This window comes from Mycobacterium sp. ITM-2016-00318 (genome assembly GCF_002968285.2).
Lineage (GTDB): Bacteria > Actinomycetota > Actinomycetes > Mycobacteriales > Mycobacteriaceae > Mycobacterium.
The window spans coordinates 4,338,755-4,351,007 of sequence record NZ_CP134400.1; the positions used below are offsets into that span (position 1 = coordinate 4,338,755).

Genomic DNA, 12,253 nt, shown 5'->3' on the forward strand with positions numbered 1-12,253 from the left:
CTACCCGGCCACGCACGTCCAGCCGTGAAACGTACGATAAGGCGACATCGATCCCCGACCGGCAAGGGCACACAGTGGGCACCGAGTGGACCGACAACCGCAAGAATTTGATGCTGTTCTCGGGTCGCGCGCACCCGGAACTGGCTGAACAGGTCGCCAAGGAACTCGACTCCCCGGTCACCCCGCAGACCTCCCGCGACTTCTCCAACGGCGAGATCTTCGTCAGGTTCGACGAATCGGTCCGCGGATGCGACGCGTTCGTCCTCCAGAGCCACCCTGCGCCGCTCAACAAGTGGCTGATGGAACAGCTGATCATGATCGATGCGCTCAAGCGCGGCAGCGCCAAGCGGATCACCGCGATATTGCCGTTCTATCCCTACGCGCGTCAGGACAAAAAGCACCGCGGCCGCGAGCCGATCTCCGCACGCCTGGTCGCCGACCTGCTCAAGACCGCAGGCGCCAACCGGATCCTCACCGTGGACCTGCACACCGACCAGATCCAGGGCTTCTTCGACGGACCGGTGGACCACATGCGGGCGCAGAACCTGCTCACCGGCTACATCGCTGCGAATTACCACGATCACGACATGGTCGTGGTGTCGCCGGACTCCGGCCGTGTGCGCGTCGCAGAGAAGTGGGCCGACGCGCTGGGCGGCGTACCGCTGGCCTTCATCCACAAGACCCGCGATCCGTTGGTGCCCAACCAGGTGGTGTCCAACCGCGTGGTCGGCGACGTGCGGGGCAAGACCTGCATCCTCACCGACGACATGATCGATACCGGCGGCACGATCGCCGGGGCGGTGAAGCTGCTGCGCGAAGACGGCGCCAAGGACGTGGTCATCGCAGCGACGCACGGCGTGCTGTCCGATCCCGCCCCTCAACGGCTGGCCGACTGCGGCGCTCGCGAGGTGATCGTCACCAACACCCTGCCGATCGGCGAAGACAAGCAGTTCCCGCAGCTGACCGTGTTGTCCATCGCGCCGCTGCTGGCCGACACCATTCGCGCCGTATTCGAGAACGGTTCGGTGACAGGACTTTTCGACGGGTCTGCGTAAGTGACTGAGTCCGTCATCTATCACAATCCCCGCTGCACGACGTCTCGCAAGGCGCTGGAGCTGTTGCGCGACAACGGGATCGAGCCGGAAGTGATCCAGTACCTGAAGTCGCCGCCATCGCGCGCCGAGCTGGTCAAGCTGATCGACGACGCGGGCATCGATGTGCGCACCGCGGTGCGCAAGCGTGAATCGCTCTACGCCGAGCTGAATCTCGACGACGCCGACGACGACGCGCTGCTCGACGCCATGGTCACCCATCCGATCCTGATCGAGCGACCGTTCGTCGTCACTCCACGAGGCACCCGGCTGGCCAGGCCGCTCGACTCCGTTCGCGAGATTCTGTGACGCGTCACCGCGCACGCGAGGAGCGAAAAAGGCACCGCGCACGCGAGGAGCAGAAAAGTACCCGCATAGCGGCGATCTTCGCGTTGCTGTCCATCGCCGCCGCGGGCTGCGGCGCGCAGTCCGCCGACTACACCTCGGTGTTGACCACCACCACGAGCGCCAAGCCGACCGAGACCGAGACGCCGGTCCCGATCGCGCAGTACCTGGAGAGCGCGGGGGTTATCGGAAAACCCGTCGCGGCTGACAAGCTGACCGACCTCGTCATCACCCTGCCGCGGCCTAAAGGCTGGGAGCCGTACAGCAATCCGCGGTTCGCACCGGGCACCCGCGTCATCGCCAAGGGCGACACCTACCCCACCGCGATGTTAATGGTCTTCCAGCTGACCGGCGGGGACTTCGACGCGAAGAAGGCCATCGAACACGGCAACGCCGACGCCAAGCTGTCGCAGAACTTCAAGGAGCTCAACGCGTCGCTCGATGACTTCAAGGGCTTCCCGTCCTCGATGATCGAGGGCAGTTACGACCTCAACGGCAGGCGAATGCATTCCTACAACCGCGTCGTCCTGGCGACCGGAGGGCCGCCGGCCAAACTGCGCTATCTGGTGCAACTCACCGTGACCGGCTACGCCGAAAAGGCGCAGGCCGATGCGCCCGACATCGAGTCGATCATCGGCGGGTTCAACGTCGCCCCCAAGAAGTAGCCGGCGCCGCGCGAGGAGCCGACAAGGCGCAGCCGGTTAGGGTGGCCGTCATGAGTGGATGGACTGCCGCCGACCTGCCCTCGTTCACCGGCCGCACCGTCGTCGTCACCGGCGCCAACAGCGGGCTCGGCGAAATCACCGCGCGCGAGCTGGCCCGGGTCGGGGCCAGGGTGATCCTCGCGGTGCGCAACACCGACAAGGGCGATGCGGCCGCTGCGGGCATGACGGGTGACGTCGAGGTGCGCAAGCTTGACCTGCAGGATCTCGCGTCGGTGCGCACCTTCGCCGACAGACTCGACGGCGTCGATGTGCTGGTCAATAACGCCGGAATCATGGCTGTGCCGTATGCCACGACCGTCGACGGGTTCGAAAGCCAGATCGGCACGAACCACCTCGGCCACTTCGCGCTGACCAACCTTCTGCTGCCGAAGATCACCGACCGGGTGGTGACGGTGTCGTCGATGCTGCACCTGCTGGGTTACATCAGCCTGAAAGACCTCAACTGGAAGTCTCGGCCGTACCTGGCGTGGCCGGCCTACGGCCAGTCGAAGTTGGCCAACCTGATGTTCACCAGTGAGCTGCAGCGCCGGCTGACCGCGGCGGGCTCCAGCCTCAAGGCGCACGCGGTGCATCCCGGGTATTCGGCCACCAACCTGCAGGGTCACAGCGGCAATGCGATCGGCGAGCGGTTCGCGAAGGCGGGCAACCGCCTGGCCACCGACGCCGCATTCGGCGCGCGGCAGACGCTCTATGCGGTGTCGGCGGACCTGCCGGGCGACACCTTCGTCGGCCCGCGGTTCGCAATGTGGGGCCCGAGTGGACCCGCGATGCGCAGTCCCCTGGCCCGCGACGCCACGAAGGCGGCCGCCCTGTGGGAGCTGTCCGAGCAGCTCACGGGCACCGAATTCGCACTGTGAGGCCCTGATCGGATAACCTGTGCGGGCGTCACGGCGAGGGTGGCACGTGCCACCGTTATCGACGGGATTCCGCAATACGTAGTTGCGACCCTGCCGCGGACGAGGACTGACCGGCACAAGAGGAGCAACACGCATGGCCAAGACTGCGGCTCGCAGCGAGAACAAACTGACGGCATCGGTACGCCAGGAGACCGGCAAGGGTGCATCGCGCCGCGCGCGCCGCGCCGGCCAGGTCCCCGCCGTGCTGTACGGCCACGGCGCCGACCCCCAGCACCTGCTGCTGTCGGGTCGCGACTTCGCCGCCGTGCTCAGGCACACCGGCACCAACGCCGTGCTGACCCTCGACATCGAGGGCAACGAGCAGCTTGCGCTGACCAAGTCTTTGGAGATCCACCCGATCCGGCGCAACATCCAGCACGCCGACCTGCTCGTCGTCCGCCGCGGTGAGAAGGTGACCGTCGAGGTCAACGTGATCGTCGAGGGTGAAGCGATCCCGGGCACGCTCGTCACCCAGGACACCAACACCATCGAGATCGAGTCCGACGTCCAGGCCATCCCCGACCAGCTGACCGTGTCGGTCGAGGGCGCCGACATCGGCACCCAGTTCACCGCGGGGTCGATCACCCTGCCCGGCGGCGTCTCGCTGATCTCCGATCCGGAGATGCTCGTCGTCAACGTCGTCGCCGCACCGACCGAGGAAGATCTCGAGGCCGAGGGTGCAGGCGAGGCCGCCGAAGGCGAAGCCGCAGAGGTCGTCGAGGGCGAAGAGGGTGCCGACGGCGAGGCGGGCGAGGGCGGCGACGCCGCCGAAGAATCCTCCGAATAGCCGGAGACTCTTCACCACATGGCCGAGCCACTCTTGGTGGTGGGCCTCGGCAATCCCGGGCCCAACTACGCCACGACGCGGCACAACCTCGGCTTCATGGTCGCCGACATACTCGCCGACCGGATGGGCTCGACGTTCAAGGTGCACAAGAAGTCCGGTGCCAAGGTCGTCACCGGCAGGCTCGCGGGCCGGGCGGTAGTGCTGGCCAAACCCCGGGTGTACATGAACGAGTCGGGCCGCCAGGTCGGGCCGTTGGCCAAGTTCTACTCGGTGCCCCCTGCCGACGTGGTGGTCATCCACGATGAGCTCGACATCGACTTCGGCAGGATTCGGTTGAAGTTCGGTGGCGGCGTCGCGGGCCACAACGGCTTGCGGTCGGTGGCTTCGGCGTTGAGCAGCAACGATTTTCAGCGCGTGCGGATTGGTATCGGACGTCCGCCCGGCCACAAGTCGGGAGCGTCGTTCGTGCTGGAGAACTTCGCCAAGGTCGAGCGCCACGAGGTGCCGGTGCTCTGCGAGCAGGCCGCCGACGCTACGGAGTTGCTCGTCGCGCAGGGCCTCGAGCCGGCCCAGAACACCGTGCACGCCTGGGATTAGCTCCTACCGCGAAATGGCATTCCAGCAGAGAAAGTGCGAGAGCGGGCAAGCGTGGCTGCAGTCTCGCGGAGTGTGGACGCGCTAGTTCTCGGTGCGACGCGCGTAGGCGCGCAATGCGACCGGTGCGAATATCGCCGTCAGCGCGAGCGAGTACAGGATGGTGGCGAGCACGGGGTGGTGCAGCGGCAGCTGCGCATCCGGCGGTGCGGCCGGACCGTTACCCCACAGTTCGCGCATCGCCTGTGCCAGCGATGACACCGGGTTCCATTCGGCGATGACGCGCAGCCAGTGCTGCATCGGCTCCGTCGGTGCAAAGGTGTTGGCCAGGAACGTGATCGGGAAGAGCACGGTGAACATCACGCCGTTGACCGCCTCGACCGAGCGCATCAGCGAGCCGATCAAAATGCCGAACCAGATCATGCCGAACCCGAATACCAGGATCAGCCCGAATGCCAACACCGCTTCTGCAACGCTTCCCCGGATCCGCCAGCCGATGCACAGGCCCGTCACCGCCATCACCACGACACCGATCGACGAGTGCAGCAGGCTCGCGACGCTGCGCCCGATGAGCACCGCTGACCGCCTGATCGGTAACGAGCGGAAGCGATCGATGATGCCTTTCTCGATGTCGGCGGTGATCCCTGTCGATACGACGAAGGCGGTGAAGACGATGGTCTGGGCCTGGATCCCGGGCAGCAGGAACTCGCGGTAGGACGCGCTACCCCTTGTCGCGATCGACGCACCGAACACGAAGGCGAACAGCAGCACGAACATGATCGGCTGCACCGTCACGTCGCTCAGCATCTCCGGCATCCGCTTGGTGTGAGTCATGTTGCGTTTGACCATGATCCACGACTGCTCGAGGATATTGGTCGGTCGGATCTGCGGCCTGTTCGATGTGGTGCTCGACTGTGGCACCGTGACGGTCATGCGCCCTTCTCCTCGGCTTGGTCGGCGTCGGCCCGGTGGCCGGTGAGCGAGAGGAACACGTCGTCAAGACTCGGCCGGGACAGGCCGATGTCGTCGACTTCGATCGCGCTGTCCTGCAGCCAACCGGCCACCCGGGTCAGCTCGGCGATGCCGGTGGCCGACGCGGTGAGCTGCCGCGCACCGACGTCGACGTGCACATCGGCGCCGGTACGGCCGAGCAGTTCGCGCGCTGCAGGCAGGTCGGCGGCATGCGAAACGGTGACGAGCAGGCTGGCCGTGCCTGCCTGCTGCTTGAGCTGGAGCGGCGTGCCGTGGGCGATGATCCGGCCGTGGTCGATGACCACGATGTCGTCGGCCAATTGGTCGGCCTCTTCGAGGTATTGGGTGGTCAGCAGCAGCGTGGTGCCCTGTGCCACGAGCCCGCGCAGCATCTCCCACAGATCGCTGCGGCTGCGCGGGTCCAGACCGGTCGTCGGCTCGTCGAGGAAGAGCACCGGCGGCGAGGCGATGAGGCTGACGGCGAGGTCGAGCCGCCTGCGCATCCCACCCGAGTACGACCGCACCGGCCGGTCAGCGGCGTCGGCGATCGAGAACTGTTCCAGCAGTTCATCTGCCAGCCGGTTGAGCTCTCGTCGGGCGATGCCGTACAGGCCGCCGATCATTCGGATGTTCTCGCGCCCGGTCAACAGTTCGTCGACGGTGGCGACCTGGCCCGTCAGGCCCATGTGGCGGCGCACCATGTCGGGTTCGTCGCGGACGTCGTAGCCGGCGACCCGGGCGGTGCCGCTGGTCGGTACCGACAGCGTCGTCATCATCCGGACCGTGGTGGTCTTGCCCGCCCCGTTGGGGCCGAGCAGCCCGAGCACGGTTCCAGGAGCCACGGAAAAGCTGACGCCGTCGACGGCGGTGTTGTCGCCGAACCTCTTCACCAGATCGACGGCTTCGATGGCGGAAGGAGAAGGCATGACACCCACCGTATCGGCGGCCGTCGACACCTCGTTACCCCGCGACGATCCGCGCAATGCCGCCGGATAGCGGCGTGTCGGACGCAGACAACGCCGGCGGAATTAGGTGACCAGTGCGACGGAGTTCGCGCGGCGCAGCTTGCCCGACGGTGTCTTCGGAATCGTGCCCGGGCCCAGCACCACGACGTTGCGCGGCCGCACGTCGACCTCGGCGACCACCTCGTGGGCCACCTGACGCTCGATGCGGTGCACGGCGTCGGGGTCCTCCCACGCGTTGGACTCCACGGCGACGGCGAACGTCTCCCTGGCGTGCCCGGCGTCGAGCCGCACCGCGACCGCGCAGCCGGGGCGAACGCCTTCGACGCGGCTTGCCGCCCGCTCGATGTCGGTCGGGTAGATGTTGCGCCCGGCCATGATGATGACGTCCTTCACGCGACCGCAGACCACGATATGTCCGTCGTCGGTGATGTAGCCGAGGTCGCCGGTGTCATACCAGCCGTGCTCGTCCTGAGCCGGGATGAAACCGCCCATGGTGATGTAGCCGGGGGTGACGGGCTCGCCGCGCAACTCGATGATGCCGACGCCGCGGGAGGGCATGACATTGCCCTGCTCGTCGATGATGCGTGCCTCGAGGCCTTCCAGCAGCGGGCCGAGGGTGGCTAGCCTGCGGGTGTTGCCCTTCGTCGCGGGCACCGCGCGCCGCAGAGCGGCAAGCAGATCGGCGTCGACCTCGTCGACCACCAGGCCGGCGTTGCACGGCGAGAAGGACACCGCCAGCGTCGTCTCGGCCATGCCGTAGGCGGGCAGGATCGCACCCGGCGTCAGGCCGAACGGCTTACCCGCGTCGAGCAGATCCTCGACGTCCGCGGGTTCGACGGGCTCGGCGCCCGAGAGCGCGAACCGCAGCGTCGACAGATCGAACTCGCCGGGCTTGGCCTGCCGCCGCAGCCGCTTGGCCAGTAGCGCGTACGCGAAGTTCGGCGCCGCGGTCATCGTGCCCTTGTACTTGTCGATCAGCCGCGCCCACAGCAGGGTGTCGCGCAGGAAGTCCATCGGCGTGACCTTGACCAGCTCGGCGCCGAAGTACATCGGAATCGTCAGGAAGCCGACCATGCCCATGTCGTGGAAGCACGGCAGCCAGCTGACCATGACGTCCTTTTCGACGTCGTACTCGGCGCCGATGAACATGGCTTCGGCGTTGGAGTAGATGTTGCGGTGGGTGATCTGCACGGCCTTCGGCGAGCCGGTGGAGCCCGACGTCAGCTGCATCAGCGCCAGGTCGTCCTCGTCGACGTCGATCGGATCGATCGGGTCGGACGCCAGCAGCTCGGGAACGGTCAGAACCTCGATGCCGTGCTCCTCGAGCACGGGCACGGCGACCATGAACGGCTCGGAGACGATGACGGCCTTGGCCTCGATCATCTGCACGACGTTCATGGTGTCTTCGGCCCAGACCACAAGGTCGGTGCGCGGAGTGGGCTGGTGCAGCATGGTCAGGCTGGCGCCGCGCATCCACAGGCCCTGAGCGGTCGGCGCGATCTCCACCGGGAAGCCGGCGAGCACGCCGACGGCGTCGCCATGACCGATGCCCGCGGCGGCGAGGCCACCCGCGATCTGGCGGGCGCGCTCGTGCACCTCGCCCCAGGTGTGACGGACGGGTTCGTGGGGTTCACCGGTCACCATGCCCGTAGTGGCGTTACGGGCACTGCGGTACATCTTCTCGGTGAATCTGCTCACGACAGCCTCCTCGGGGTCACCGCAAATGCCAAGGTTTTATGCTCCACCTGCTGGTAGGCGCCTTCTGGGAGGCGCGCGCACATTTGGAGCGCGGTTAGGTCTCGATTCGGTGATTCGCTAGGGCGGGACGCCCGCCCACCGGATTTCCCGGCGGCGGTAGCGTCCGCATCTTGACCGCTAGTTTTCACCGCTGATCATCTTAGGCAACTCTTAAGTAACTGCCAAACCAATGCAGCGATTGAGGTTCGTGTCACACCTGCGGTGTGGGCGCAGGAACCACCCGCGCGCCCTGAACCGGGCCGCTGGCCACCCGCACAGTGCGGCACACGCCCGCCCCAGCCAGCTCCGCACCGACGTTGACTGCCGACGACGACGACCGGCACAGGAACGCGCACGTCGGCCCTGAACCGGACACGACCCCGGCAAGGGCGCCCGCCTCGACACCCGCCCGCAGCGTCCGGCGCAGGCCCGGGTTGAGGCTCAGCGCCGCGGACTGCAGGTCGTTGCCCAGCAGCGGGGCCAATGCCGCCGCGTCTCCCGACGCAAGGGCGGCAAGCACGGGCTCGGGATCCTCGAGCGCGGGCGGCAGGGCGCGGTCCTTCGCATCGCGCAGCCGGTCGATCTCGGCGAAGACCGCCGGAGTGGACATGCCACCGTCGGCGAATGCGAGCACCCAGTGGAACGTGTTCCTGGCCAGCACGGTCGCCAGTTCCTCGCCGCGGCCGGTACCCAGCGCCGTGCCGCCATGCAGCGCGAACGGCACGTCGCTGCCTAGCCGGGCGGCCAAGGTGTGCAGGTCGCGGCGCGGCACGCCGAGCTCCCACAGCGAGTTGATGGCGACAAGCACCCCCGCCGCGTCGGCGCTGCCGCCTGCCATCCCGCCCGCGACCGGGATCGTCTTCTCCACGGTGATCGCCACGTCGGGGGCTCGACCGACGTGTTCGGCCATCAGTTCTGCGGCCCGCCAGGCGAGGTTGCGCTCGTCGGTGGGCAGCGAGGCCGAGCCCTCCCCCACCATCTCGAGTGACAGCACATCGGCGTTGCGGACGGTGACCTCGTCGAGCAGCGAAACCGCATGGAAAACAGTGGTCAGCTCGTGATAGCCGTCGTCGCGGCGGTCGCCGACTTCCAGATAGAGGTTGACCTTGCCCGGCACCCGCACGGTCACCGACCCGGTGGGAACCCACTCGGATGCGATGCTGCCGCCTGCCACGGCACGACATTAGCGCCGAGATGCCGCGCAGAAGAAGTCATGCGAGCAAAAGGCAGGGCGCTGGGCCGTCCTAGGCTGGGAGCGTGCTTCCCGTAGGCGTGGAGTTCGAGGGTTATGTCGTCGACACCACCCTCGGGCGTGGCGGATACGCCGCTGTGTACCGGGCACATACCGCCGCCGAGCCGAATCACGCTGTGGCGCTGAAGGTTCTCGACGAGCATCACCGCGGTGACGATCAGATCGCCAAGCTGCGAAAAGAATTCGAGTTCGCGCATCAACTCGACCATCCCCACGTCATCACCGTGTACCGGCAGGGCCACGGCTGGCTCACGATGGAGTTGGTCGATGGCGGCACCGCTACCCGCCTTATCACCTGGACCGACAAGCTCCGAACACTCGCCCAGATCGCCGATGCGTTGGACTACATCCATCAATGCGGGATCGTGCACTGCGACGTCAAGCCGACGAATATTCTTGTATCACAGGATTGCTCGCGGTCAGTGCTCATCGACTTCGGCGTCGCGTTCGCGGTCGCCGAGACGGTCGGCTGGCATGCGACACGCATCGAGACCTCGCTGCCGTACTCGGCGCCGGAGTTGCTGCGCGGCAGGCCGCCGTCCGCTCTCACCGATCAGTACGCGCTGGCATGCACCGCCGTGGAGCTGCTGATCGGCCGTCCGCCGTATTCAGCCGAGACGTGGATGGAACTCGTCGACGCACACCTCAGCAGGCCGGTGCCCAGCTACTCGAAGAAGATCCCTTGGGTGCCACGCCTTTTCGACACGTGGCTGCACAGAGCGTTGGCGAAGCTCCCCGAGAGCCGTTACGACTCTTGTGTGCAACTGATCGAACAGCTCGATCGCGCGCTGGGCTAGCGGCTACGGCGATTCAACGGGTTCGATGACGCGTTTCGTCTGGGGGTCCCAGACACCCGAGCGCTCCAGCAGCCTCACGAAGTCGGCGACGGACAGCGTCTCGCCCCGTCGGGACGGGTCGATGCTGGCGGCGAGCAGCCGTCGCGCCGACTCATTGCCGCTGCCCGCCCACTCGGCGAAGGCGTTGCGAGATGTCTTGCGGCGCTGGGCGAAAGCGATGTCGATCAGGTTGAACACCTGCTGACGGAAGCCTTCGTCGGTCGGCCACGGCGAGGTCTCGTACCGGTCGATGCGAACAAGACCCGAGTAGACGCGCGGGATTGGCCAGAACACCGTCGGTGACACCATGCCGTGCCTGCGCACTTTGCCGTAGAACCGGATCTTGGCGCTCGGCACGCCGTAGTCCTTGCCGCCGGGTTCGGCGGCCAGCCGCTCGGCCACTTCGGCCTGGACCATGACCATCACGGTGCGGATCGTCGGGAAATCGGCGAGCAGGTGCAGCAGGGCGGGAACGGCGACGTTGTACGGCAGGTTCGCAACCAGCGCGGTCGGCTGCTCGGGCAGGTCACCTGGTGCCAGGTCGAGCACGTCGTGATGCAGCACGGAAAGCCGGTTGATCTCGCTGTGCGAGTGCTCGGCGACGGTGTGCGGCAGTTGACCCGCCAGCACCGGATCGATCTCGACAGCGGTGACCTTCGCGCCGCGGTCGAGCAGTGCGAGCGTCAGTGATCCGAGTCCGGGGCCGACCTCGAGAACATGGTCGTGGCGGTTGACTCCGGATGCCGAAACCGCACGGCGCACGGTGTTCGCGTCGTGAACGAAGTTCTGGCCGAACGACTTGCGCGGCCTGAAGTCAAGCTCTTTGGCGAGGTGCCGAATTTCGGTACGGCCCAGCAATCTGATGGTCAGGACGCCCCCACTCTCCCGCTACATACGGGCCACGCACCCCAACCTTGACGGGCTCGAGTGACCTCAGCAATCGCGATCTGTTCTTCACGTGTTGCCAAATCTGCCCGAGCAGCATACCTCAGACCGCCGTTCCGCTCCCAGGTGTTTTGATCAAATTGCACACCGCCGAAGTATCCGTTGCCGGTGTTGATTGCCCAGTTGCCGCCGGCTTCGCATCCGGCCAGCGCATCCCACGTGCCGCCATTGGACACCGGCGGCACTTCCGTGCCCGGCTTCACACCCACCCGAAGCACCCCATCGACGGCCGGAGTGACGATGACATTGGCTACTGGCAACCTTCCGGTCTCCGCCCCGTTGACCTTCGCGACGGCAAACGTTACGTCTTGAACGCCGGGAGTTCCGGGGTTCTCGACGACCTGACGGCTCATGTTCATCGTCGGGTCCTCGATGCGCTGGTTGTTCGGCGGCAACGGCACGCGCTGGGTGACTTTCTCAATCCGGACCCGGGTGACCTTGATCTGCATGCCCTCCACAACCGGGGCGGAGGCGGCGGGCACCACCGAGTCGTTCTGATCCAGCGGAGCCCCTGCGGCGGCCAGCAGGTCGCCGACACTCGGCGCGGCCATCCGCACCGTCCGCATCACGCCACCGTCGTTGAGCTGCACGTTCTTGGCACTGACCACCGGTAGTGACATCCCGCCGAGCGGCACGCGGCTGCCGCGCGACGCCGCCGCGGGGGCCTTGTCCGCCATCGCCAGCTGAGCCAAAGCCTCGTCGACGGTGGACGCAGTCGTCCACAGCTCGCGGCTGCTCCGGCCGTCCTCGGAGATGTGCAACGGGCGGCTACGCCGCAGCACGATCGCCTCGGCCTGGTGCACGGATTGGTCGCCAGCCGGGTAGAGGTCGTCGCGGTCGCCGACGTCGTAGCCGTTCTCCGTGACGACGTCGATGACCCGCGACTTCATGGTCGCGACCGTCATTTCGGTGCCGTCGACGGTCAGCGTGACGGTCTTGTGGGCGGCCACCGCGAAGCCGCCGGCGAACGTGAGGGCGAGCAACGTCACGAAAACAAGCGCCCGCAGGTGCGGCGAGCGCGATTCATGGAGCTTGTTCAATGCATTCAAATCAGTGCTAATCCCCGACTCGGACCCCGGTCTGCTTCAGTCCCCCCGACATCGATCAC

Annotated in this window: 13 protein-coding genes; 7 read left to right on the forward strand and 6 right to left on the reverse strand. The window is 66.7% G+C overall.

The window, feature by feature from the left end:
• Nucleotides 1-74: 74 nt before the first annotated feature.
• The 6 genes from C6A82_RS21210 to pth all read left to right on the forward strand — a co-directional run bounded on the left by C6A82_RS21210 (nt 75) and on the right by pth (nt 4,441).
• Nucleotides 75-1,055 (forward strand): ribose-phosphate diphosphokinase, encoded by a 981-nt coding sequence (locus C6A82_RS21210; protein ID WP_105347689.1) that lies wholly within the window; start codon nt 75-77, stop codon nt 1,053-1,055.
• Nucleotides 1,056-1,400: an arsenate reductase (glutaredoxin) gene (gene arsC, locus C6A82_RS21215; RefSeq protein WP_105347683.1), complete on the forward strand. Its 345-nt coding sequence runs from the start codon at nt 1,056-1,058 to the stop codon at nt 1,398-1,400.
• A gap of 65 nt (nt 1,401-1,465) precedes the next feature.
• On the forward strand, nt 1,466-2,101 hold the full coding sequence (locus C6A82_RS21220) for an LpqN/LpqT family lipoprotein (RefSeq protein WP_105347721.1): 636 nt from the start codon (nt 1,466-1,468) through the stop codon (nt 2,099-2,101).
• Between the two features lie 50 nt (nt 2,102-2,151).
• The gene (locus C6A82_RS21225; protein ID WP_105347720.1) at nt 2,152-3,018 is read left to right on the forward strand and encodes an oxidoreductase; all 867 of its coding nucleotides are present in this window, start codon (nt 2,152-2,154) and stop codon (nt 3,016-3,018) included.
• A gap of 133 nt (nt 3,019-3,151) precedes the next feature.
• The gene (locus C6A82_RS21230; RefSeq protein WP_105347681.1) at nt 3,152-3,844 is read left to right on the forward strand and encodes a 50S ribosomal protein L25/general stress protein Ctc; all 693 of its coding nucleotides are present in this window, start codon (nt 3,152-3,154) and stop codon (nt 3,842-3,844) included.
• A gap of 18 nt (nt 3,845-3,862) precedes the next feature.
• Nucleotides 3,863-4,441: an aminoacyl-tRNA hydrolase gene (gene pth, locus C6A82_RS21235; protein ID WP_105347679.1), complete on the forward strand. Its 579-nt coding sequence runs from the start codon at nt 3,863-3,865 to the stop codon at nt 4,439-4,441.
• Between the two features lie 81 nt (nt 4,442-4,522).
• Here pth and C6A82_RS21240 read toward each other — a convergent pair whose 3' ends face one another.
• From C6A82_RS21240 to C6A82_RS21255, 4 genes are all read right to left on the reverse strand, one after another.
• Nucleotides 4,523-5,371, reverse strand: coding sequence for an ABC transporter permease (locus C6A82_RS21240; RefSeq protein ID WP_105347678.1), 849 nt, complete (start codon nt 5,369-5,371; stop codon nt 4,523-4,525).
• Nucleotides 5,368-6,336, reverse strand: coding sequence for an ATP-binding cassette domain-containing protein (locus tag C6A82_RS21245; protein WP_105347718.1), 969 nt, complete (start codon nt 6,334-6,336; stop codon nt 5,368-5,370). Before C6A82_RS21245 ends, C6A82_RS21240 begins: the two co-directional genes overlap by 4 nt.
• A 102-nt stretch (nt 6,337-6,438) precedes the next feature.
• Nucleotides 6,439-8,073, reverse strand: a complete 1,635-nt coding sequence (locus C6A82_RS21250) for a fatty acyl-AMP ligase (RefSeq protein ID WP_105347676.1) — start codon at nt 8,071-8,073, stop codon at nt 6,439-6,441.
• Nucleotides 8,074-8,323: 250 nt separating this feature from the next.
• Nucleotides 8,324-9,286, reverse strand: coding sequence for a 4-(cytidine 5'-diphospho)-2-C-methyl-D-erythritol kinase (locus tag C6A82_RS21255; protein WP_105347674.1), 963 nt, complete (start codon nt 9,284-9,286; stop codon nt 8,324-8,326).
• 83 nt (nt 9,287-9,369) lie between these two features.
• Between C6A82_RS21255 and C6A82_RS21260 the strand changes: the two genes are divergently transcribed.
• The gene (locus C6A82_RS21260; RefSeq protein ID WP_105347673.1) at nt 9,370-10,161 is read left to right on the forward strand and encodes a serine/threonine-protein kinase; all 792 of its coding nucleotides are present in this window, start codon (nt 9,370-9,372) and stop codon (nt 10,159-10,161) included.
• Between the two features lie 3 nt (nt 10,162-10,164).
• Here the strand turns inward: C6A82_RS21260 and rsmA are convergent, their stop codons facing one another.
• On the reverse strand, nt 10,165-11,070 hold the full coding sequence (rsmA, locus tag C6A82_RS21265) for a 16S rRNA (adenine(1518)-N(6)/adenine(1519)-N(6))-dimethyltransferase RsmA (RefSeq protein WP_105347671.1): 906 nt from the start codon (nt 11,068-11,070) through the stop codon (nt 10,165-10,167).
• The gene (locus tag C6A82_RS21270; RefSeq protein ID WP_105347669.1) at nt 11,067-12,194 is read right to left on the reverse strand and encodes a resuscitation-promoting factor; all 1,128 of its coding nucleotides are present in this window, start codon (nt 12,192-12,194) and stop codon (nt 11,067-11,069) included. The genes rsmA and C6A82_RS21270 overlap by 4 nt, the downstream gene beginning before the upstream one ends.
• Nucleotides 12,195-12,253 lie beyond the last annotated feature (59 nt).